19 protein-coding genes are annotated in these 22464 nt (G+C 60.1%); 10 read left to right on the top strand and 9 right to left on the bottom strand.

Annotated features, from left to right (window positions below; translation table 11 throughout):
• The first annotated feature begins 62 nt into the window (after window positions 1-62).
• Window positions 63-1139: a 4-hydroxyphenylpyruvate dioxygenase gene (gene hppD, locus AC1DQM_RS03425; protein WP_007935668.1), complete on the top strand. Its 1077-nt coding sequence runs from the start codon at window positions 63-65 to the stop codon at window positions 1137-1139.
• 67 nt (window positions 1140-1206) lie between these two features.
• Here hppD and rarD read toward each other — a convergent pair whose 3' ends face one another.
• The 3 genes from rarD to AC1DQM_RS03410 form a co-directional block, all read right to left on the bottom strand.
• Complete coding sequence (gene rarD, locus AC1DQM_RS03420; RefSeq protein WP_026286642.1) at window positions 1207-2094, bottom strand: EamA family transporter RarD; 888 nt, start codon at window positions 2092-2094, stop codon at window positions 1207-1209.
• Window positions 2095-2300: 206 nt separating this feature from the next.
• Entirely contained in the window at window positions 2301-3314 is a 1014-nt protein-coding gene (locus tag AC1DQM_RS03415; RefSeq protein ID WP_018929082.1) for an aldo/keto reductase, read from the bottom strand.
• A gap of 68 nt (window positions 3315-3382) precedes the next feature.
• Window positions 3383-4282, bottom strand: a complete 900-nt coding sequence (locus tag AC1DQM_RS03410) for a LysR family transcriptional regulator (protein ID WP_018929083.1) — start codon at window positions 4280-4282, stop codon at window positions 3383-3385.
• 100 nt (window positions 4283-4382) lie between these two features.
• On the opposite strand from AC1DQM_RS03410, the gene AC1DQM_RS03405 reads away from it, so the two are divergent.
• The 3 genes from AC1DQM_RS03405 to AC1DQM_RS03395 all read left to right on the top strand — a co-directional run bounded on the left by AC1DQM_RS03405 (window position 4383) and on the right by AC1DQM_RS03395 (window position 6173).
• Window positions 4383-5099 carry an SDR family oxidoreductase gene (locus AC1DQM_RS03405; protein ID WP_138867489.1) on the top strand — a complete coding sequence of 239 codons (717 nt, stop codon included), beginning with the start codon at window positions 4383-4385 and terminating at the stop codon, window positions 5097-5099.
• The gene (locus AC1DQM_RS03400; RefSeq protein WP_138867490.1) at window positions 5096-5470 is read left to right on the top strand and encodes a VOC family protein; all 375 of its coding nucleotides are present in this window, start codon (window positions 5096-5098) and stop codon (window positions 5468-5470) included. Before AC1DQM_RS03405 ends, AC1DQM_RS03400 begins: the two co-directional genes overlap by 4 nt.
• Window positions 5471-5813: 343 nt before the next feature.
• Window positions 5814-6173 carry a DUF6124 family protein gene (locus AC1DQM_RS03395; protein ID WP_138867491.1) on the top strand — a complete coding sequence of 120 codons (360 nt, stop codon included), beginning with the start codon at window positions 5814-5816 and terminating at the stop codon, window positions 6171-6173.
• Between the two features lie 239 nt (window positions 6174-6412).
• On the opposite strand, the gene AC1DQM_RS03390 is transcribed toward AC1DQM_RS03395, so the two are convergent.
• Window positions 6413-7723 (bottom strand): MFS transporter, encoded by a 1311-nt coding sequence (locus AC1DQM_RS03390; protein ID WP_138867492.1) that lies wholly within the window; start codon window positions 7721-7723, stop codon window positions 6413-6415.
• A gap of 169 nt (window positions 7724-7892) precedes the next feature.
• Between AC1DQM_RS03390 and AC1DQM_RS03385 the strand changes: the two genes are divergently transcribed.
• The 4 genes from AC1DQM_RS03385 to AC1DQM_RS03370 all read left to right on the top strand — a co-directional run bounded on the left by AC1DQM_RS03385 (window position 7893) and on the right by AC1DQM_RS03370 (window position 13646).
• Complete coding sequence (locus AC1DQM_RS03385) at window positions 7893-9023, top strand: sugar diacid recognition domain-containing protein (protein ID WP_064617724.1); 1131 nt, start codon at window positions 7893-7895, stop codon at window positions 9021-9023.
• A 266-nt stretch (window positions 9024-9289) separates the two neighbouring features.
• Entirely contained in the window at window positions 9290-10432 is a 1143-nt protein-coding gene (locus AC1DQM_RS03380) for a glycerate kinase (RefSeq protein WP_138867493.1), read from the top strand.
• 360 nt (window positions 10433-10792) lie between these two features.
• Entirely contained in the window at window positions 10793-12418 is a 1626-nt protein-coding gene (locus AC1DQM_RS03375; RefSeq protein WP_138867494.1) for a methyl-accepting chemotaxis protein, read from the top strand.
• A gap of 40 nt (window positions 12419-12458) precedes the next feature.
• Entirely contained in the window at window positions 12459-13646 is a 1188-nt protein-coding gene (locus AC1DQM_RS03370; protein WP_064617730.1) for a pyridoxal phosphate-dependent aminotransferase, read from the top strand.
• Window positions 13647-13681: 35 nt separating this feature from the next.
• Here the strand turns inward: AC1DQM_RS03370 and AC1DQM_RS03365 are convergent, their stop codons facing one another.
• The 5 genes from AC1DQM_RS03365 to AC1DQM_RS03345 form a co-directional block, all read right to left on the bottom strand.
• Complete coding sequence (locus AC1DQM_RS03365) at window positions 13682-14659, bottom strand: 2-hydroxyacid dehydrogenase (RefSeq protein ID WP_138867495.1); 978 nt, start codon at window positions 14657-14659, stop codon at window positions 13682-13684.
• Window positions 14660-14671: 12 nt separating this feature from the next.
• Window positions 14672-15970 carry an MFS transporter gene (locus tag AC1DQM_RS03360; RefSeq protein WP_138867496.1) on the bottom strand — a complete coding sequence of 433 codons (1299 nt, stop codon included), beginning with the start codon at window positions 15968-15970 and terminating at the stop codon, window positions 14672-14674.
• Window positions 15971-16031: 61 nt separating this feature from the next.
• Complete coding sequence (locus AC1DQM_RS03355; RefSeq protein ID WP_111453283.1) at window positions 16032-16985, bottom strand: sugar kinase; 954 nt, start codon at window positions 16983-16985, stop codon at window positions 16032-16034.
• On the bottom strand, window positions 16978-17760 hold the full coding sequence (locus AC1DQM_RS03350) for a sugar phosphate isomerase/epimerase family protein (protein WP_138867497.1): 783 nt from the start codon (window positions 17758-17760) through the stop codon (window positions 16978-16980). Before AC1DQM_RS03350 ends, AC1DQM_RS03355 begins: the two co-directional genes overlap by 8 nt.
• Window positions 17761-17842: 82 nt before the next feature.
• On the bottom strand, window positions 17843-18862 hold the full coding sequence (locus tag AC1DQM_RS03345; protein ID WP_111453285.1) for a LacI family DNA-binding transcriptional regulator: 1020 nt from the start codon (window positions 18860-18862) through the stop codon (window positions 17843-17845).
• A 240-nt stretch (window positions 18863-19102) separates the two neighbouring features.
• Here AC1DQM_RS03345 and AC1DQM_RS03340 point away from each other — a divergent pair, with 240 nt between their 5' ends.
• Both AC1DQM_RS03340 and AC1DQM_RS03335 read left to right on the top strand, forming a co-directional pair.
• Entirely contained in the window at window positions 19103-19909 is an 807-nt protein-coding gene (locus AC1DQM_RS03340) for a hypothetical protein (protein WP_064617742.1), read from the top strand.
• 149 nt (window positions 19910-20058) lie between these two features.
• Window positions 20059-22194: a hypothetical protein gene (locus AC1DQM_RS03335; RefSeq protein WP_225602745.1), complete on the top strand. Its 2136-nt coding sequence runs from the start codon at window positions 20059-20061 to the stop codon at window positions 22192-22194.
• The last annotated feature ends 270 nt before the right edge of the window (window positions 22195-22464 follow it).

The following is a 22464-nucleotide window of genomic DNA, read 5'->3' as shown; positions in this document are numbered from 1 at the left end:
CGGTCTCAGCATTGCTAGCAACTAACGATCCGTTAATTCTAAAAGCATGATGAGGCGCCAAAATGGCAGATTTATACGAAAACCCAATGGGCCTGATGGGCTTTGAGTTCATCGAATTCGCATCGCCGACCCCGAACACCCTGGAGCCGATCTTCGAGATCATGGGCTTCACCAAGGTCGCGACCCACCGCTCCAAAGACGTGCACCTGTATCGCCAGGGCTCGATCAACCTGATCCTCAACAACGAACCCCACAGCGTGGCCTCGTACTTCGCGGCCGAGCACGGCCCGTCGGTGTGCGGCATGGCGTTCCGGGTCAAGGATTCGCAAAAGGCCTACAAGCGTGCCCTGGAACTCGGCGCCCAGCCGATCCACATCGAAACCGGTCCGATGGAATTGCACCTGCCGGCGATCAAAGGCATCGGCGGCGCGCCGCTGTACCTGATCGACCGTTTCGGTGAAGGCAGCTCGATCTACGACATCGACTTCGTATTCATCGAAGGTGTGGACCGCAACCCGGTCGGCGCCGGTCTGAAAATCATCGACCACCTGACCCACAACGTGTATCGCGGTCGCATGGCCTACTGGGCCAACTTCTACGAGAAGCTGTTCAACTTCCGCGAAATCCGTTACTTCGACATCAAAGGCGAGTACACCGGCCTGACATCCAAGGCGATGACCGCGCCGGACGGCATGATCCGCATCCCGCTGAACGAAGAGTCGTCCAAAGGCGCCGGGCAGATCGAAGAGTTCCTGATGCAGTTCAACGGCGAGGGCATCCAGCACGTGGCGTTCCTCACCGATAACCTGATCGATACTTGGGACCGCCTGAAGAAAATCGGCATGCGCTTCATGACGCCGCCGCCGGACACCTACTACGAAATGCTCGAAGGCCGTTTGCCGAACCACGGCGAGCCGGTCGATCAACTGCAAGCACGGGGCATCTTGCTGGACGGTTCGTCCGAACCTGGCGACAAGCGCCTGCTGCTGCAGATTTTCTCGGAAACCCTGATGGGGCCGGTGTTCTTCGAGTTCATCCAGCGTAAAGGCGACGATGGTTTCGGCGAAGGCAACTTCAAGGCTCTGTTCGAATCCATCGAACGCGACCAGGTTCGTCGCGGTGTGCTCTCCACCGATTAAGCCGTTCCTGATGTGAAAAAGCCCGGTCAGCAGCAATGCTGGCCGGGCTTTTTTTTGAATCATGCAATTACATTGGCCGGCGTCGTTGCCGGACCAGATGCTTGAACCCTTCAAACACCAACGCCGCCACCGCCAGCCAGATCGGAATGTAAGTCAGCCATTCGCCGGCCTTGATGCTTTCCCCCAACAGCAACGCAACGCCCAGCAACAGCACGGGCTCGACGTAACTCAACAACCCGAACAGGCTGAACGGCAGCAGCCGGCTGGCAATGATGTAGACCACCAGTGCCGAAGCGCTGATCACCCCGAGCAGGGGAATCAACAGCGACAGCCAAGGATGTTGATCGAACACGCCAAAACCTTGTTCACCTCCCTGCACGAACCAGAACGCCACCGGCAGCATCAACGCCATGTCCAGCCAGAGCCCGCCAAGGTTGTCCGTGGCCAGGCGTTTGCGCAGGATGAAATAGATCGGATAGCCGATCACCACCAGCAACGTCGCCCAGGAAAAACCGCCGACCTGATACAACTCGTTGAGCACGCCGAGGCTGGCGAAGAACACGGCTATTTTCTGCAGATAGGAAAGGCGCTCGCCATAGACGATTCGCCCGGTCAGGACCATGGACAGCGGCAACAGGAAGTACCCCAGCGACACGTCAAGGCTATAGCCGTTGAGTGGCGCCCACATGAACAACCAGAGTTGCAGGCCCAGCAGCACTGCCGAGCCGATCAGGGCGATGAGCAACTTCGGCTTGGCGGCCAGCCGCCGAAGAATCTCGACCACACGTTTCCATTCGCCGGACACCACCATGAACACGGTCATGCATGGTGCGGTCAGCAACATCCGCCAACCGAAAATCTCCACGCCACTCAAGGGGGAGAGCAGTGAGGTGTAGTAATACATGACGGCAAACAGCATCGAGGCTGTGACCGATAGAGCGATACCTTTAGACAAACTGTCCTCGCGGGTTGAAGGTCAAACGGGGCGCGCAGGATACGTGGTTTTTGTGCTGAATATTGGCCAGGTGATTGATATTTTCAACATCGCGGTGGATGTTGAATCGCTATCGCAGGCAAGCCTGCTCCCACAAGTAACTTCGTCGAAGCATAGTCAGCAGATCGACACAGAACCTGTGAGAGCGAGCTTGCCCTTGATAAATCTCAAGCCGAACGCGGTTTGCGTCCCGGCACAAAATGGCTCACATCATTGAACCCCGGTGTCGACGCATGCCCCGGTGTCACCAGCGAATCGATAAAGGCTTCATCTTCCGCCGTGATTTTCACCGCCTGGGCCTTGGTGTACCCATCCCACTGTTCTTCGGTGCGCGGGCCGACGATGGCCGAGGTGACGGCGCTGTTATTCAGCACCCAGGCGATGGCGAACTCAACGATGCCCACGCCACGGTCCCGGGTGTATTGCTGGATCTGCTGGGCAATGCGCAAAGACTCAACCCGCCATTCGGTTTCCAGGATGCGTTTGTCCTGGCGACCGGCGCGGCTGTTGGCGTCCGGTGTCACATCCGGCGCGTACTTGCCGCTGAGCACACCGCGCGCCAGCGGACTGTAAGGCACCACGCCGAGGCCATAGTTTTGCGCGGCGGTGATCTGCTCGGTTTCCGCCTGACGGTTGACGATGTTGTACAGCGGCTGGCTGATCACCGGCCTGTCGACGCCGAGTTTGTCGGCCAAACGAATCACCTCGGCGATGCGCCAGCCGCGATAGTTCGACAGGCCCCAGTAGCGGATCTTGCCTTGACGAATCAGATCGCCGATGGCCGACACCGTGACTTCCAGCGGCGTGTTGTGGTCTTCGCGGTGCAGGTAATAGATGTCCAGATAATCGGTGCCCAACCGCGTCAGGCTGGCGTCGATGCCATTGAACAGGTGCTTGCGGCTCAAACCGCTGCGGTTCGGCACACCGTCCACTGGACCGAAGCCGACCTTGGTGGCGAGCACCCATTCGTGGCGGTGGCTGGCGATCGCTTCGCCGACGATCTCTTCGGAGCGGCCATTGGTGTACACGTCCGCGGTGTCGATGAAGTTGATGCCCTGGTCCCAGGCCTTGCCGATGATCCGCAGGGAATCTTCGGTGCTGGTCTGTTCGCCGAACATCATGGTGCCCAATGTGAGGGTCGACACCTGTAAACCCGAATGACCCAGCGTGCGATAGCTCATGACGAAATCCTTTTACCGGTCAGAAAGCCCTAATCAAATACCAGAACCGCTGCGCGGAGCAATCTGAATTATCGACGCAGTGCCTCACAACGCTCCTGCAAGAACGTTTGCAACACCTTGACCCGCTCCGAAACCTGCACCCGATGCGGGCAGAGCAAATTGAATGGCACGCTTTCGCCTTGCCAGTCATCGAACAGCGTCACCAGCCGCCCGGCCTGCACATCGGCGGCGACGTCGAGCCAGGCCTTGTAGGCGATGCCATGCCCGGCCAAGGCCCAGCGGCGGGCAACTTCGCCGTCATCGCTCAGATAGTCGCCATGCACATCAACCTCCAGCACCTCATCGCCACGGCTGAAACGCCAATGGTTGTAGGGTCGGCCATTGCGCAGGTAGAGAAGGGCACTGTGTTCGCCCAGTTCCTCGGGATGCTGCGGCGTGCCACGGCGGGTCAGGTACTCGGGGCTGGCACAGGCCACGCGCCGATGCTGCGGCAGAATAGGTAGCGCCACCAGCGTCGAGTCACTCGGCACACCGAAGCGCAGGGCCACATCGACCGTCTCGCGGAACAGGTCGGCATGTCGATCGTTGAGCAATAGTTGCAATTGAATGTTGGGGTGTTGGCGCTTGAAATCATCTAGCCACGGTAACAGCACATTGCGCCCGAAGTCCGACGGCGCCGCCAATTGCAGTACACCACTCAAGCCTTGGGTCTGTTGCTTCAACGCCTGCTCACCTTCGGCCAGCGCGGCCAGTGCCAGGCGCACGCTATCCAGATAGCGCCGGCCTTCTTCGGTCAGGCGCATGCTTCGCGTGGAACGGGCCAGCAAGCGGATGCCGAGGCGGGTTTCCAGGCGTTTGAGGGCGATGCTGGCCGCCGCCGGAGTCAGCTCCAGGGCGCGGGCGGCGGCGGAAATGCTGCCGGAGTCGGCGGTGCGAACGAAGATCTCCAGGTCGAGAATCGAGCTCATTGGTAAAAATCCTTTAAAGATCCTTCTGATTTACCGGGATTTTTCTTCGATTGGCAACCGGAGAAGATTGAATCTCCCTAACCCGACCGGAGATCAGCTCATGACACAACTCAACGCTTGCTTGCACCATCAGACCGTCGTGGTGATCGGTGGCAGCAGTGGAATAGGCGCCGCCGTCGTCCGGGCCGCAGCCGAGCGTGAGGCCCGTGTGGTCGCGGCGAGTCGCCGCCAGCCAGCGGTCGACCATGATGCAAAGATTCGACACGAAGCGGCGGACGTCACCGATGAAGCGTCGTTGCGACAGCTGTTCGAGCGTATCGGCCCTTTCGATCATCTGGTGATCACGGCCGGTCCGAGTGTGAGTGCCAAACCGTTGGCTGACAGCGATTTGCAGCACGCCCAACAGGCCTTCGATGTCAAATTCTGGGGCGCGCTGCGGGCGATTCAGGTCGCGCTGCCATACCTGAGCGCACATGGCAGCATCACGCTGACCTCGGGTTTGTTGTCGCGCAAATTTGTCGCCGGGCAGTTCATCAAAACCACCTTGAATGCGGCGCTGGAGGCATTGGGCAAGCAACTGGCCAAGGAACTGGCACCGCGCCGGGTCAACGTCATAAGTCCCGGTGTCACCGACACCGAGGCTTACGCCGGAATGGACGAAACGCAACGCGCCGCGATGTTTGCCCGTACCGCCGCCGCATTGCCGGTGGGCCGGGTCGGCACCCCACAAGATCTGGCGGCAGCGTTTATTCTGGCGATGGAAAACGACTTTATCAGCGGCACCGTCATCGACGTCGACGGAGGAGGGTTGCTATGAGTTGGCACTTTGATCATCTGGCCTTCAACACCCCCGACGGGCAACCGTTGCAGGAGGCCTTCGGTTCGTTGTTGGGATTGGCGCCGGGACGCCGCCCGCCATTCCCGTTCCCTGGACGCTGGTTGTATCAGGATGCGCAGGCGCTGGTGCATGTAATCGAACAGCCGACGTTCGATGAAACGGCGTTGAGCCACATTGCCTTTCGCACCGATGAGGACGCTGCCACGGTGTTGCGACGGGTGCAGGCCAGCGGTTTGCCGTATCAGGTGGCGCAGGTGCCGGAGGACGGGATCTGGCAGATTTTCGTGCAGATGCCGGGTGGTTTGGTGATTGAGCTGGATGCCAAGGCGGGGAGTCTGGTGGGCGTTTAAGGACGATGTTTAAAAGACATTTCCAGATACTCACTAAGGCTACATATTCTTGCGCCGCTGCCTACGACTGCGCCAGAATCCGCCGGCTAGTGCATCTTTGGCCTGGGCTATATCGTTTCTCTGTCGCTGAAAAACAGCGATCGGGTTTGGTAGCCCGGGTCTCTAATTGCAAAGCACTGCCTTTTGCCGAGCCTTTTCGTCTCGTCTTTATGGTGGTCATGCGCAGGGCACCTTCGGGTGCGCCGTTTTCCTAGAGCCCGGTCTACCAACCTGCGTATGGCCTCCACCCATCGTTTGGTAGCGAGGGTGATGGCTCCTTTTAAGCGCTTTAGGAGTTTCATCTATGTTCAAACCAACGCCAAATCCACCTGAAGTGGACGACGTTTCCCCCTACGAAACCCCCGATTCCAAAAAACTCAACGAAGCCGCCGAGCGCGCCCTCGACCATTACCTCAAACCACCCACCCCCAAAGTCACCAAGCGCAAACCCAGCACCATTTACCATGTCGGTGAGAAAGTCGATAACGAAACCCTGCTGGTCAACGCCTGCGAATCCCTGGCGTCAGCGAGCATGATGCTCACTGAATTCGCCGGATTGATGGACATGCCCCATCGCAACATGATGCTGGGGATTCAATCGGTGGTCATGCTTGGGGAGCTGGCTGTCAACCGAGTGCTGGATAACCTCGATCCGCAAGGCTGACGAAAGTCTGTAGTGAGAGCACTCCTTGTGGCGAGGGAGCTTGTCGGATCGCCGCACCGTCCCGCTCGGCTGCGCAGCAGTCGCAAAGCCTGGGCATGCGGTATGTCTGAAAAACCGCGATCACCGGGATTGGGGTCGCTTCGCAACCCAGCGGGAGCAAGCTCCCTCGCCACAGAAGCAATTGCGAACGCATGGAATGAGAAACGGCCCGGGAGGGCCGCTTTTGTTTTCGCTGCACCTTAAACCCGCAACGTCCGGGTCATGCGCAACGCCAGCAAACTGCCGCACACAATCACACCCGCCAGCAGGTACAACGCCGCATCGGTGGACCCGGTGCTGTCCTTGACCCAACCCACCAGATACGGGCTAAGGAAACCCGCCATCTGCCCCATGGAGTTGATCAACGCCAAGCCACCGGCCGCCGCGCCGGCGCTGAGCATCGCTGTCGGCACCGGCCAGAACATCGGCAAGCCGGTGAGGGCGCCCATGGTGGCGAGGGTCAGGCCGAGGATTGCAATGGCTGGGGTGGTCGCGAAGTTCACGGCGATCAACAGGCCGACCGCGCCCATCAGCATCGGCACCACCAGGTGCCAGCGACGTTCTTTGCGCAGGTCCGCCGAGCGACCGACCATCAACATGAACACCGCTGCCAGCAGGTACGGAATCGCGCTCAACCAGCCAATCACCAGGTTATCGCTGAAACCCAGGTTCTTGATGATCGACGGCAACCAGAAGTTGATCGCATAGACACCGCTCTGGATGCAGAAATAAATCAGGCCGAACGCCCAGATCGCCGGGTTCTTGAACACTGCCCGCAAGGAGTCGGTGGTGGTTTTCGGTTTACTGGCCAGGTCTTCGGCGTGGTCGGCTTCAAGCACTGAACGCTCGTACGGGGTCAGCCACTTGGCGTTGGCGTAACTGTCGCTGAGCAGGAAGTAGGCGAGGGCGCCGAGGATCACGGTCGGGATGCCTTGCAGCAGGAACATCCACTGCCAGCCGGCCAAACCGGCCTGGCCTGCGCCGAAGTGGTTGAGGATCCAGCCGGAAAACGGGCTGCCCAGCAGGCCCGACACCGGGATCGCCGACATGAACAGCGCCATGATGCGGCCACGGCGGAACGTCGGGAACCACTGCGAAAGGTAAAGCACCACGCCCGGGAAGAACCCGGCTTCGGCGGCACCGGTGAACAGGCGCAGGGTGTAGAACTCGGTGGGTGTAGTGACGAACAGCAGACACGTCGAGAGCGCGCCCCACGTCATCATCATCAACGCGATCCAGCGTCGTGGGCCAAACTTGGTCAGGGCCAGGTTGCTCGGCACGCCGCACAGGACGTAGCCGATGAAGAAGATCCCGGCACCGAGGCCGTATACGGTTTCGCTGAATTTCAGCGCGTCGAGCATCTGCAGTTTGGCAAACCCGACGTTCACCCGGTCGAGGTAGTTGAACAGGTAGCAGATGAAGATGAAGGGTATCAAACGCAAGGTAATGCGTTTGTAGACGGCGTTCTTGTCGTCAGCGTTGGCCAGGGTAGCGGTGGCGCTCTGTGACATGGCGGGCTCTCTCTTTATTATGATTTTTTGCGACGCAAGGGTAACGTTGATCGCCCGGTGAGTCTCGGCCACCCCTTGGGTGGTTGTCTTTGTGCCTGAGCACAGGGTTTGCGACCCTGGCCTGTGCGGCTGAACAAGCCGCCCCATCACGCTTTCAAGGATCCCCGCTATGTTTGAACTCGATCACGACCTGGCCCAGGACATCGTCGACCGGGCGATGGCCATCCTGCCGTACAACGTCAATGTCATGGACAGTCAGGGGCTGATTCTTGGCAGCGGCGAGCCGGAGCGGATCAACACCCGTCACGAAGGCGCGCAACTGGTGTTGGCCAACGGGCGCGTGGTGGAGATCGACGCACAAACGGCGATTCATCTCAAAGGCGTGCAGCCGGGCATTAATCTGCCGCTGTTGCTCGATCAGCGTTTGATCGGCGTGCTGGGCATTACTGGCGAACCGGAGCAATTGCGCACCTACGCCGAACTGGTGCGCATGACCGCCGAGATGCTGGTCGCCCAGCGCAATCAGCAAGCCGAGCAGCAATGGCGGCGCCAACGTTGCGACGATCTGCTGGCATTGCTGTTGAGCGAAGCAGGGGATTCGCCACGGTTGCTGGACGAAGCGCAGCAACTGGGGCTCAAGCCACAGCTGACACGGGTGCCGTATCTGTTCGAGTTGGGCATCGAACACGGCCCGAGCCAGACCGTCGAAGCGCTCAGCGCCTGGCTGATGTCGCGCTACCCGGACAGTTGGTGCGTGAGCTCGGCCAAATCTTCGTTGCTCTGGTGCCGCCCGGCGACGCCTGCGGTCGAGAACGAACGATTGCTGGAAAAGCTCGATGGCCTGGGCTGGAACATTTTGCGCATCGCCGTGGGCGGGCAGGCCGACGGCTTGTCGGGGTTGCGTCGCTGCTATCGACGGGTCGGCGATTTGCTGGCCTACGGGCGCGATGTGTTGCCGCATTCTCGCTTGTTGATCCTGAACCGTTATCGGCTGCCGGTGATGCTCTGGCGGCACCGCGACGACGATGCGCTGGATGAACTGCTGCGGCCGCTGCGTAAAGTCATCGCCAAGGATGGCAACGGCCAACTGCTGGCGACGTTGCGCAGTTGGTGCGAACACGACGGCCAGAGCCAGGCCTGCGCCGATGCCCTGGGTATCCACCGCAACAGTTTGCGTTATCGCATGGAGCGGATCGCCGAACTCAGCGGCGTCGACCCGCTGAAGCTCGACGGAATGCTCGCACTGTACCTTGGCGTCCAGCTCCTGCCACAAACCGAGCTGCCGACCACCGCTCCGTAGCAGCTGCCGAGCCTGCGAGGCTGCGTTCGGCGACGCAGTCGTCGTAAATTCTATAAATACGGCTTACCTGACACACCGCGCCGCATGATTTCACGACGGCTTCGCCGCCGAACGCAGCCTCGCAGGCTCGGCAGCTGCTACGACGACCAGTGCGGACAAGGGTTTTGTGGAAATGAACAATAATCCACATGGCCGCTTGTGCAGCGGACCGGCGTTATTGTTCAGGCCTGCTGGCAGCATGGACGCATTGGAACTGGAGAATTCGCATGAAAATCGTCATTGCCCCCGATTCGTTCAAGGATAGCTTGAGTGCCCAGGGTGTGGCCGAGGCCATTGCGCTGGGGTTGGCGCAGGTTTGGCCAGATGCACAATTGCTCAAGTGCCCGATGGCTGATGGTGGCGAAGGCACGGTCGAGTCGATTCTGGCCGCGTGCGACGGAGAACTGCGCCGCACCCGTGTTCGTGGGCCGTTGGGCGCCACGGTCGATGCCGCCTGGGGCTGGTTGCCGCAGAGCCACACCGCGATCATCGAAATGGCCGAGGCCAGTGGCCTGCAACGGGTGCCGCCGAACCTGCGCGATGCCTGCACCAGCAGCACCTTCGGCACCGGCGAATTGATCCGCGCTGCGCTCGATGCCGGGGCGCAACGAGTGATTCTGGCGATTGGCGGCAGCGCCACCAACGACGGCGGCGCCGGGGCGATGCAGGCCTTGGGGGTGAAACTGCTGGATGTCCAGGGCCAAACCCTGGCGCCGGGTGGTCTGGCGCTGGCGCAACTGGCCCGTCTCGATTTGAGCGACATTGATCCGCGTCTGGCCGGCGTGCGTTTCGACATCGCCGCCGACGTCAATAATCCGCTGTGCGGCCCTCAGGGGGCGTCAGCAATTTTCGGCCCGCAGAAAGGTGCGTCGCCCGAGCAAGTCCAGCAACTGGACCTTGCTCTCGGGCACTTTGCCGAACTCTGTGCGCAAGCCTTGGACAAGGACGTGCGCGATGAACCGGGCAGTGGCGCGGCGGGCGGTCTGGGGTTTGCCGCGAAGGCGTTTCTTGGCGCGCAATTCCAGGCCGGTGTGGAAGTGGTCGCCGAACTGGTGGGGCTGGCCGAGGCGGTCAACGGCGCCGACCTGGTGATCACCGGCGAAGGTCGTTTCGATGCCCAGACATTGCGCGGCAAAACCCCGTTTGGCGTGGCGCGCATTGCCCGGCAGCAGGGCGTGCCGGTCATCGTCATCGCCGGCACCTTGGGCGAGGGGTATCAGGCGCTGTACGAGCATGGCATTGATGCGGCTTTTGCATTGGCGAGCGGGCCGATGACCCTGGAGCAGGCCTGCACCGAGGCGCCGCGATTGCTGCGTGAGCGCGCCAGTGACATCGCGCGGGTTTGGCGGGTGGCCGCCCGCAAGGCCTGACACTGTCTTCAGTAAAAAGAAATCTCTGTGGCGAGGGAGCTTGCTCCCGCTCGGTTGCGCAGCAGCCGTAAATTTTTTGGGGCCGCTACGCAGCCCAGCGGGAGCAAGCTCCCTCGCCACAAAGGCTACTGCGCAAAGCCGACCTCCGCGCAACATCTGTTTCACCGCTGAAACACTCTGCCGCCCTTGAAAAATATTTCTCCAGCCCCCCTGCAAAAATCCTAAACCCCGGCCGATACAGCCAATAGGCGTACACAAACCAATTACAACAGTGGCGCCAAACTGAAAGGTGCGCGCCATCGCCCGCCCGCCAGTGATCACCGCAAGGATGCTCGCCGCCTCAATTATCGAGATCATCCTATGTCACTGCGTAATCTGAAAATCGCGCCTCGAGCTTTCCTCGGTTTCGCTTTCATCGCCTTGCTGGTCATTGTGCTGGGTGTGTTTGCGGCGAATCGCATGTCGATCATCCGACAGGCCTCTGTGGATATGGAAAGCAATCAGCTACCCAGCGTCGGCTTCCTGGGGGTCATGACCGAAAACGTGCTGCGTCTGCGAATTCTCTCGTTCCGGGTTCTGGTGAACCGTGAGCCCGCGAGCCTGCAAGAAGCAGAAACCCGAATCGGGATACTGGTGGACAAGGTCAAGCAGGCACAGGCTGCTTATGGGGCATTGCCGGCCGGCGATGAGGAAGCGGCGTTATTCAAGACATTCTCGGCCACGCTGGACAAATACCTGCAAGCGGTGCGTGAGATGATGGAGCTTTCGCGGCAGAACAAACTGGATGAAATGCTCAACCTGATTAATACCCGGATCAAGGACGGTACCGATCAGATGGGCGAGCAGTTGAACAAGTTGATTGCCATCAACAAGGCTGGCGCGGCTGCGGCCGATGCCCAGGCCAAAGAGCAGTTTGCCTTTGCCACCAATGGCATCATCGTGGTCTCGGCGGTCGCTGCCCTGATGACCGTGCTGCTGGCCTGGCTGTTGACCCGCAGTATCGTCACGCCGCTGAACCGTGCGGTGCTTGCGGCCGAAACCATTGCCAGCGGCAACCTGAGCAAGGTCATCGAAGTCGATGGCAACGACGAACCGGCGCGTTTACTCGGCGCCTTGGCCACCATGCAGACGAACCTGCGCAAGACCATCGAACAGATCGCCGGCTCCGCGACGCAACTGGGCGCCGCCGCCGAAGAACTCAGCACCGTGACCCAAGAAGCGTCCCGTGGCCTGCAACAACAGAACAACGAAATTGAACAGGCCGCCACCGCCGTCAACGAAATGACCGCCGCCGTGGAAGAAGTGGCACGCAACGCGGTATCGACGTCCGAAGCCTCGAACCAGTCGACCCAGGCCGCCCGTGAAGGTCGTGACCGGGTGGTGGAAACCGTCGACGCGATCCAGACCATGACCCACGACGTGCAAAACACTGCATTGATGATCGAGGGGCTGGCCACTCAGGGCCGCGACATTGGCAAAGTGCTGGACGTGATCCGCGCCATCGCCGAACAGACCAACCTGCTGGCCCTCAACGCTGCCATCGAAGCGGCCCGTGCCGGGGAGGCCGGGCGTGGCTTTGCGGTGGTGGCGGACGAGGTCCGGGCGCTGGCCCATCGCACTGCGCAATCGACCCAGGAAATCGAGAAAATGGTGGCCGGCATTCAGAACGGTACTGGTGAAGCGGTTTCGTCGATGCAACAAAGCAATCAGCGCACCCAAAGCACCCTGGAAATGGCCCGTGCGGCGGGTGTCGCCCTGGAGCAGATCACTTCATCGATTCAGCTGATCAATGAACGCAATCTGGTGATCGCCAGCGCCTCGGAAGAACAGGCCCAGGTGTCCCGTGAAGTCGATCGCAACCTGGTGAACATCCGCGACCTGGCCACCCAGTCGGCCGCCGGTGCCAACCAGACCAGCGCCGCCACCCATGAACTGTCACGACTGGCGGTAGATTTGAACGCAATGGTGGCGCGTTTCGTGATTTGAGATAGGGTTGAAACTGGAACTCGCGCGTTAGGAGAAGTACATGCGCTATTCAGCCTTGACCCAACGAATCGACGGTGATGGAGCGGCAGCCTGGAAGATTCACGATCGAGCGCTGGAATTGCGCGAGCAGGGCGTCGACGTGCTGCTGCTGTCGGTCGGCGACCCGGATTTCGATACGCCGCTGCCGGTCGTCCACGCGGCCATCGACAGCCTGCTGGCCGGCGACACCCATTACTCGGATGTGCGCGGCACCCGTACATTGCGCAGCAGCATCGCCAGCCGTCACCAGCAGCGCTGCGGCCAAGAGGTGGACGCCGACCATGTGATCGTGCTGCCCGGCGCTCAATGCGCGGTGTATTCGGTTGCCCAGTGCCTGCTCGACCCGGGTGACGAAGTGATCATCGCTGAACCGATGTACGTCACTTATGAAGGCGTGTTCGGTGCCTGCGGGGCGAGCGTGGTGCCGGTGGCGGTGCGTCCGGAGAACGGCTTTCGGGTCGAGCCGGCGGATGTCGCAGCGCTGATCACCGCTAAAACCCGGGTCATTCTGCTCAACAGTCCGAACAATCCCTCCGGTGCCAGCCTTTCCTTGAAAAGCTGGCAGGAACTGGCGGCGCTGTGTGTGCAACATGACCTCTGGCTGATCAGCGATGAGGTCTATAGCGACTTGTTGTATGAGGGCGAGCACATCAGCCCGGCCAGCCTGCCGGGCATGGCCGAGCGCACCGCGACCCTTAACAGTTTGTCCAAATCCCATGCCATGACTGGCTGGCGGGTAGGCTGGATGATCGGCCCGAAACCACTGGCCGATCATGTGATGCATCTGTCGTTGTGCATGCTGTTCGGCATTCCGGATTTCGTTCAGAAAGCCGCGCAAGCGGCACTCGATAAGGATTTGCCGGAAGTGGCGCTGATGCGTGAGGAGTATCGCCAGCGACGCGATCTGGTGTGCGCGAGGTTGAGCGGTTGCCCCGGTATCCGGCCGATCAAGCCCGATGGCGGGATGTTTGTGATGCTCGATGTGCGCCAGACCGGGCTCGGCGCCCAGGATTTTGCCGAGCGGCTGCTGGAAGGTTATGGCGTGTCGGTGCTGGCCGGCGAAGCCTTCGGGCCGAGTGCGGCGGGGCACATACGCATCGGGCTGGTGGTGGACCAGCTGAAGCTGGCGGAAGCGTGTCGGCGGATTGCGTCCTGTGCGGCGGATTTGCTGCAGATGCGACGGGCCTGATCGTTCCCACGCGGAGCGTGAGAACGATCAGTTCCTTACCCCTTCCACGCTCCGGCATTCACCAGATTCACTGGCCGCTCACCCGCCAACGCCGCCAACAAATTTTCGACCGCACAAGTCGCCATCGCCTCCCGTGTCTCATGGGTCGCCGAGCCGATATGCGGCGTCGCCACCACATTGTTCAACTGCAACAGCGGCGAGTCATGGCGCAACGGTTCGCGCTCGAACACATCCAGTCCGGCAGCGCGAATCCGGTTCTGCTGCAACGTCTCGATCAACGCCTCTTCGTCCACCACCTTACCCCGTGAAATGTTGATGAAGATGCTTTGCGGGCGCATCAAGGCGAACTCCCGGGCGCCGATCAGTTTTTCAGTTTCGGCGGTCAGCGGCAGGGTCAGGCAAATGAAGTCGGCCTGCTGCAACAACTCGGTCAGGCTGCGGTATTGCGCATTGAAGCGCTGCTCCACCGCCGGTTTCGGCGAATGGCTGTGGTACACAACCGGCATGCCAAAACCGAAATGCCCACGCTGCGCCAACGCCTCGCCAATCCGCCCCATGCCGATGATGCCCAGCGTCTTGCCATGCACATCGCTGCCGAAATGCGCCGGGCCAATGTTGCGGTTCCACTGGCCGGCGCGAACCATGTTCGCCAGTTCCACCACGCGTCGGGCGGTGGCCAGGATCAGCGCGAAGCCGGTGTCGGCGGTGGTCTCGGTCAACACGTCGGGGGTGTTGCTGAGCAGGATCCGCCGTTCGGTCAGGTAGTCGATGTCGTAGTTGTCGACGCCGACGGACACACTGGCAATCGCTTCCAGGTTCGGTGCCAGGTCGAGCAACCCGGCATCGAGTTTCAGACTGGCGCCGAGCAACCCTTGGGCACGGGGCAGGGCCTGCCGCAGCTTGGCCAGGCCTTCGGCGTCGAGGCTGTCGATCAGTGTCACCTCGGTCTGCTCGTGCAAGCGAGCCATCAGCAGCGGCGAGAGTTTCTTGTACAGCACAACCTGCTTTTTCATATCTACATCCATTCAGGAATGAGCCGCCACCGGCCGGGGCGCGGCGGTTTTGGCCACGACCCGGTCACTGGCGCCGGGCTTGAGGAAAATCGTCAGCACCACCGACACCAGCAACGCGCCGCTCATCAACAGATAAGACGCACCGGGCGATCCGGTGGAGCTGTTCAGGTAACCGACCAGATAAGAGCCGCCAAACGAACCGAGCGCACCCATGCTGTTGATCAACGCCATGGCTCCACCGGCCACGTTGGCCGGGAGGATTTCTGGAACGATGGCGAAGAACGGCCCGTACGGGGCGTACATGCAGGCACCGGCAATCACCAGCAGGGTGTAGGACCACCAGAAATGCTCCGCGCCCAGCGCGTAGGAGCCGTAGAACGCAATCGAGGCGATCAGCAGCGGAGGCCAGACGAAGCGTTTGCGCTTCTGCAACTTGTCCGAGCCCCAGGACACCAGCAGCATGCCGATCACTGCCGCCAGGTACGGCAGCGCCGACAGCCAGCCCGCTTCGATCATGTCCATTTGCGCGCCGGCCTTGAGGATCGATGGCAGCCACAGCACGAAACCGTAGACGCCGATGCTCCAGCAGAAGAACTGCAAGGCGAGGATGATGACTTTTGGCGAACGGAAGGCTTCGGCGTAGTTTTTCACTGCCTTGATGCCGACCTGTTCGGCGGCCAAGGCACTTTCCAGGTCCTGCTTTTCCTGGTCGTTGAGCCACTTGGCCTGAGCCGGACGGTCATCGGCCAGACGCCACCAGATAAACGCCCACACCACTGCCGGCAAGCCTTCGATGATGAACATCCAGCGCCAGTTGAAATGCTGGATCAGGTAGCCCGAGACCACCGACATCCACAGCATGGTCACCGGGTTGCCGAGGATCAGGAAGGTATTGGCGCGCGAGCGTTCGGCACGGGTGAACCAGTGGCACAGGTACACCAGCATCGCCGGCATCACCGCCGCTTCGACCACTCCGAGCATGAAACGAATGACGATCAGCCAGTAGGCGTTGGAGACGATCCCGGTCAAGGTCGCCAGGGCACCCCAGAGAATCAGGCTGACGAAAATCAGCTTTTTCACGCTGTGCTTCTGGGCGTAGATCGCGCCCGGAATCTGGAAGAAGAAATAGCCGAGGAAGAACAGTGCGCCGAGCAGGGAAGACAACCCCGGGGTGATCATCAGGTCCTTGGCCATCCCGGAGGCGGCGGCGAACCCGTAGTTGGCGCGGTCCAGATACGCCAGGCTGTAGGTGATGAACACGATGGGCATGATGTACCACCAGCGGCGGGTGGCCAGTGTTGCGGTTTTCATAGTGATGCTCCTGAGCTTGTTGTTTTTGTCGCAGCAGGTAACGGTTTAAATGCGGTGGTGACTATGCGGGCCTTATCTCGGGCAAGTCGGCATACATTTCGGCTCGGGTAGGCAACCCCTCCATATCCCCACGGCTCTGCACCGCGCGGCTGCCGATCCAGTTGGCACGTTGTACGGCTTGGGCAACGCCGTGGTTTTCCAGCAGGGCGCTGATCAGGCCCACGGCAAACCCGTCACCGGCACCGACCGTATCGACCACGGTTGCCACGGGTACGCCTGCGACGAAACCTTCATCCTGATGCGTGCGGTAATACGCGCCGTGCGGGCCAAGCTTGATCGCCACGGCTTCGGCGCCCTGGTCGAGGTAAAACGCCGCGATGTCGGCGGGGTCTTCGAAACCGGTCAGCAACCGTCCTTCGCTCAACCCCGGCAGCACCCAATGGGCGAGGGCGGCGAGGCGGTTGATCTCGCTGATCATCTGCTGTTCGCTGGCCCACAGGCTCGGGCGCAGGTTGGGGTCGAACGACACGCTGCGCCCGGCATCGCGCATGCGGGTCATCAGTTCGAAGGACATTGCCCGGGCCGACGCGGATAGCGCCGGAGGAATGCCGGTGGCATGCAAGTGCCGGGCGTTGAGCAGCGACGGGGAAATCGACTGCACCGACAAGTGACTGGCCGCCGAACCGCGACGGAAATACTCGACCACCGGATCGCTGCCGTCATCTGCGCGGGATTTGAGTTGAAACCCGGTGGGGTGGGCCGGGTCGATGTCGACGTGGCTGCAATCCAGGCCTTCTTTCTTCAGCGTATCGATGACGAAACGGCCGAGAGAATCGGCGCCCACCCGGCTCAGCCAGGCGACGTTAAAGCCCAATCGCGACAGGCCAATGGCGACGTTGCTGTCGGCCCCGGCAATGCGCTTGTGGAAGTGGCCGACGTCGGCCAGTTCACCGTTCTGCTCGGCAACGAACATCGCCATGGTTTCGCCGAACGACAGAATCTCGATCTCAGACATGCGCAGGCTCCAGGCGGGATTGGCCGAGGCAGGCGAGGGTAGCGACGTGTTCGGTGGTCAACTGCACCAGGTCATCGCCTTGCAGCGGATATTCCGCCGCGCGCATTACGTTATGGGGCATGTGCCGCAGCAATTGTTGCCACAGGTGCAAGTCACTGGCCGCCGGTGGTACCGCCACCAGTTTGCCGTCGACCCGACGCGCCACTGCTTTGCAGTGCACGTAGCCGACATGTCGACCGAGCATTCGCGCGGCGCTGGCGGCGGACTGGTCCTGCCATTGCCAGTTGCCGATATCGAAGGTCATTTTTATTGGCAACTGATGCTGCTCGACGTCGGCGAAGAAACGCTGGAACGGCTCGATGCGGCCGCCGTGCAAGGTCTGGTCGTTTTCCACCAGCAATTGCACCGGGCTCTGCTGCAACACATGCGCCAGTGTTTGCAGGTCATTGTTATCGGTGAAATAACCCAGGGAGACTTTCAGCCATTGGGCGCCGAATGCCTCGGCGCGTTGCAGGGTCGAGAGCAATTCAGGGTTGGGTGCCGATTGCCCGGCCAGCCACAACTCCAGCGGCGAGGAATACACGCTTTCCAGGCCCCGGGATTGCGTGGAGTCGGCCAATTGCGCGGGGTCTTCAAGGGTCAGCAGCTCTTCGCGCCATTCAATGTGCGTGGCACCGGCAGCGGCCAGCACTTCGACAAAACTACCCTGGCCACGTTGGCGCACAAGCTCGGCGCCGTAGCTGGACAGGCTGATGGAAACGGGTGGTTTGTTCATTGTTATCACCTCTGAAACCGGTTTCATTTCTGTTCAAAAAAAATGTTCAAAGAAATATCAGTGGTCGATGCCGTTCTTTCAGTCACCGAAAATGCCCAAGAGTCGACCCCCGCACGATCAACCGCGCCGCAAAATCCAAAGTCCGCACCTGCCCGCCATCCCCGCGCAAACGCTTGAGCAAACACTCGAACGCACTTGCGCCAATGTCCTCGGTCGGCTGGGCGAGGGCGGTAATCCCGCTACCCACCAACGGATACCAATCCAGATCATCCAGGGCGATCAGCCCGATATCCTCAAACAGGTTGCACTTCAATTCACGCAACGCATGGGTGCTGGCCAGCGCAGCGATGCCGTTGGCGCAAAACAGCGCTTTCGGGCCAGGGGTTTCAAGAAAGGTTTTCAAGCGGCTGGTCAGATCGCCGCCGGTTTCAACTACCGCGCCTGAGAGCGCCGGACGTTGCGCAATCTGCGCCTTGAAACTGCTGACCCGCTCGATCCGTGAACTGGTGCCGTCATACGGCTCGGTCACCAACAGCACATCGCGATAACCGCGCTCTTGCAGGTGGGCGAGGGCCATTTCAACGGCGGCAGGATTGTCTAGCCCCACCAGATCGCTATCGAACTGTTCGACCTTGCGATCCACCAGCACCATGGGCATTTCCTGCTGCAATTCGCGCAACTCATCCACGTGGTGGCCGAGGGTGTTCACGATCAAGCCTTCAATGTTGTACGAGCGCAGCAGCGCCAGGTGCTGACGTTCCTGCTCGTCATCGCGATCGGTGTTGCACACCACCAGGCTGTAGCCGTGCCGACGGCAGGCGGTTTCCACGCCATGCATCACAGCAATCGAATAAGGGTTACGGATATCGGCCACCAACATGCCGATCAGACGCGTGCGCCCACGTTTCAGGCCGCGGGCCATCTGGTTAGGGCGGTAGCCCAATTCGGCAATCGCCTGCTCGATGCGCAGGGCCGTGGCATCGGAGAGCAGGGCGCGGTCATCGCCGATGAAGCGCGAGACGCTGGCCTTGGAGACGCCCGCGTGTTCGGCGACGTCGAGCATGGTGACGCGGCTGCGCTGGGCGGCGGAGAAGTCGTTCACGGATAGACAGCCTTCTTATTGGAATTATTCAGGGGCGACCGCAAGGTCTGAAACCGGTTTCAGGTAACCGCATAACCCATCGGCTCGTCAAGCTTGAAAAGATCTGAACCCGACGACAGGGCCGGAGTATTCCGACCAGCGGTAGTTAAACCTGTCAGATCTGACAGTAGGCGAGATCGCGATTACTGCGTTTAATTTCTCCCGAAGCAAAGGGTTTTCAAGGCCTCTGGAGAACGGCGAATGAGCACAACGACACCCATCGGAATATTCGCCGCGCCATTAAGCATTGACGGTGTCGGTGCCGATAAGGTGCTTCCGCCGGACGCGCACCTCAATGGCGTGACACTGCGAATCCCCCCTTGGCTCGCACCTTCGCTCAAACCTGGCGAGAGTGATTTGCTGCAGATCTGGATTCGAGAGCCTGGGGCAACGTCCGACACTCGTTTTTACAACAACCTTTTTCCCGTCCCGGTGGTGTTTCCGACCTCGATCCACTTGCCCTCGCAGTTCCTGCAACTGATAGGTGACATCACTCTGACCTACAAGGTGACGTCTGGAGATACCAAGAACGAGGATGACTCGCTGGCGCAGGTGTTCATCCTCAAACGCCCGGTCCCGGTCAACCTGAAGGAACCGGTCTTTCCCAACGCAACCTTGTGGGGTTACCTGAATTGCAGGACGTCTCCAGCGATCTGGGTGGTGGTCACTGTGCGTGTTCCGGCACAACCGGGGCGGTTCCTTGCAGGCGATGTGTGTGAACTGGGATGGGTAGGCTTCAGCAGCCTCAACGGCAGCGGTAACGCCATTCCAGGCACGGCGCTGAGCTTGCGCAAAACATTGACGCAGCAGGAAGCCGATTCAGCGCTGGGCTTCGACTTCAGGCTCGAAAGCGACAAATACGAAAAACATATCAAGCCTATGGTCATCAACGCATCGGCACTCGCTCAGTACACGCTTTATCGAAAGGGTGTCGCTCTGGGTCGATCGGCCCCGGGCCTGGTAAAGATCGACCGGGGCGTATCGGGGAATCCACCTTGCGGCCCATAACTCAAGGAGTCTCAAGTTCAACCGTTGTAGAACACACAAACGCAAGAAAAACGTCAATCCCAGGGACATGCAGCCAGGAGTCGCGAGATTTTTCATTGGGACACAACGTTGATGGTTCAACGATTAATTCATCCATGGAGCATACAAACATGAATATGCAGGTTAAATCTGGCGGTGTCCTTGCCTTGCCTCCGACTATTGTCGGTGTGTTGCCTGATGGCCGAATTCCCTATCAACAACTGAAAGTCGACAGACGGGTCACATTTCAATTGGCCGATGTCGATGACAAAACGCCTGAAGGCGCTCACAGAATCGAACTTCACGTGCACCCGAAAGGGGTCAAGCCCATAGAGTTCGACCCGACATGGGTGGTTTTGGAGTTGTTGAAAGCCAATCAGCCAGCGGCTGACTGGACGTTTCCGATCGATTTTGACGTGACTGGAGCTGCACTCGATCGACTGGTCGACAGGTTTGATATGAACGGCGAATACGCGGAATACGGCGCGACATTCATTATTTATGACGCCCACACCAACCCCGATATATCTGATCCACCTCTTGAGTTCAAAGTCGATCTGACCGCGCCTTACCAGCGCCAACCCGGTACGGGCAACGGCACCGGCACACGGCCTGTGTTGATCAGCCAGACTGGCTTGCCTACGAGGATTGACGACGCCTGGCTGGCGGATCCCGCCAACGCCGGCGGTCTCGATTTGCCCATTCCTACCGGCTATACAAAATTCGAAGCGTTAACCGATCGCGTCAGTATCTATGTTTCTACGCAAACAACATTTACAGGGATGCAGGGCGACGTCAACGGAGCCTCTGTCATCGATTTTCCGCTGCCGGTTGGCGGGGTCATCAACATTCCTCTGGCCGATCTGCAGGCGTTGAGGGATGGTTCGTACTTTTATTCCTATAACCTCAAGGATGCGCCAGGAAATATCAGCAACAACTCGGCCATCACGTTGCTGTTCAGTCGGGTAAGTGCCCCCGCCCCGGTACTGGGCGTGCCAAGGATCCCGGTCACCGGTCCTAATGGTCAAACGCCTATTACGCTTGGGACGTCAGCGTTTCCCACCAAAGCTGTAATGGAAGTCGATTTTCCGTTGAACGGGCTTCCCGGTGATCGGATCGTTCCAGAAGTCTTTGATTCGAATGGTGTTCCTTCACCGACAATCCCTGAACAACAAATTCCGCCTGTCGGTACACCGGGTCCACAGACACTGTTTTTCGACCTGGACGATGCGTTTTGGGCCGCTGTGTATGCGGACCCCAATCGCCAGGATGAGGAGCAGTTCACATACAGGTACAGATTGATTCGTCCTACGATTTCATCTGATCCGGTTTCGCAGCCGGAGCAATTCGGTATTCTCGATCGATCGTACGCCGGGCCTGAGCAACCGAACCTGCCAGACCCGCTAAACCCCAACATTCAGCCGGTGGCGGTTCAGGGCGCAGGCACTCCGGTACCCGCCCCCAACACGCTTGGCACGGCACAGGCAGGCCTCGACGCCACCATGACCTGGCCTTTGTGGAGGGATCCAAACCGGCCGGTGACAGACCGTGAAATCGTGACGTTCTACTACCAGGGCAAGCAAGTGGGGAGCCCGGTGGGCGTGCGGGGTGACCAGCCGACGGTCACCACGACATTGCCTTGGGCCACGATCCTGGCCGAAGGCAACGGCAGTGGTGCAACGGCGCGAGAAGCCTACATCACCATCGGATACCCTGGCAGCGCGAACGTGATGACGCAGACGCCCGTGACCCCGGTCAACGTGACAGCCATCGTGATCAATCTGCCTGCGCCACAGATCATTGTTTCAGCCTTCAGAACAGCCACCGGGACCCTGGTGCCGGAGCGTGTCGCGACTTCCATCAACTGTCCAAGCATGGATCACCCGACTGTAGCGAACGGGCCGATGCCGCCTTACGCGGCGCGCAGCCTGCGGATCAGGATCCTGCGTGATCCCAATATCCCTACAGGCGCAATAGTGAACCTGGAATTTGAGGGCCGGGTCACCAACACGGCGGGTGGGGCTGCAATTCCCGGCACTCAGATCACGGATTCGAGGCCTATGCCAGCGACCGGAGTGCTGGAATTCAACCTGACGGACTACACCGCCATCAGGACGATCCAGCTGCCAAGCCCCGGCCCGGGTCAGCGACCTGCCACCCGTTTTGCGCGCATCGCGTATACGGTCAACGGAATCACTTCCGAGGTCATCGTCCCCGTGGCGCTCTTGAACTCGAGCCTGGTGTATTGCGAGCAGAACCGTCCTTGATAACGGATCAGCAGCGCTTCGAATGAAACTTCCCAGGATAAGGGCGACAGCAATTGTCGTCCTCATCCGAGGAGGTGAAGTCAGATACGTACGAGCTTACGAATCAAGGGGATAAATCGTACAAAGACGGAGATTGATCCTACATATCCCCGGGAAAGTTATCCGTAGTCTGGCGACCGTTTTAGTCCGGCTCGCACACCGTTTGAGTCGGAAACTCGTTCCTGATGGAATGCAATCGAGTAGGACTCAACTATGTTGCCAAAGTCGCAA

This window comes from Pseudomonas sp. 01L34 (assembly GCF_056400265.1).
This window is presented reverse-complemented; position numbering and strand designations above follow the sequence as displayed.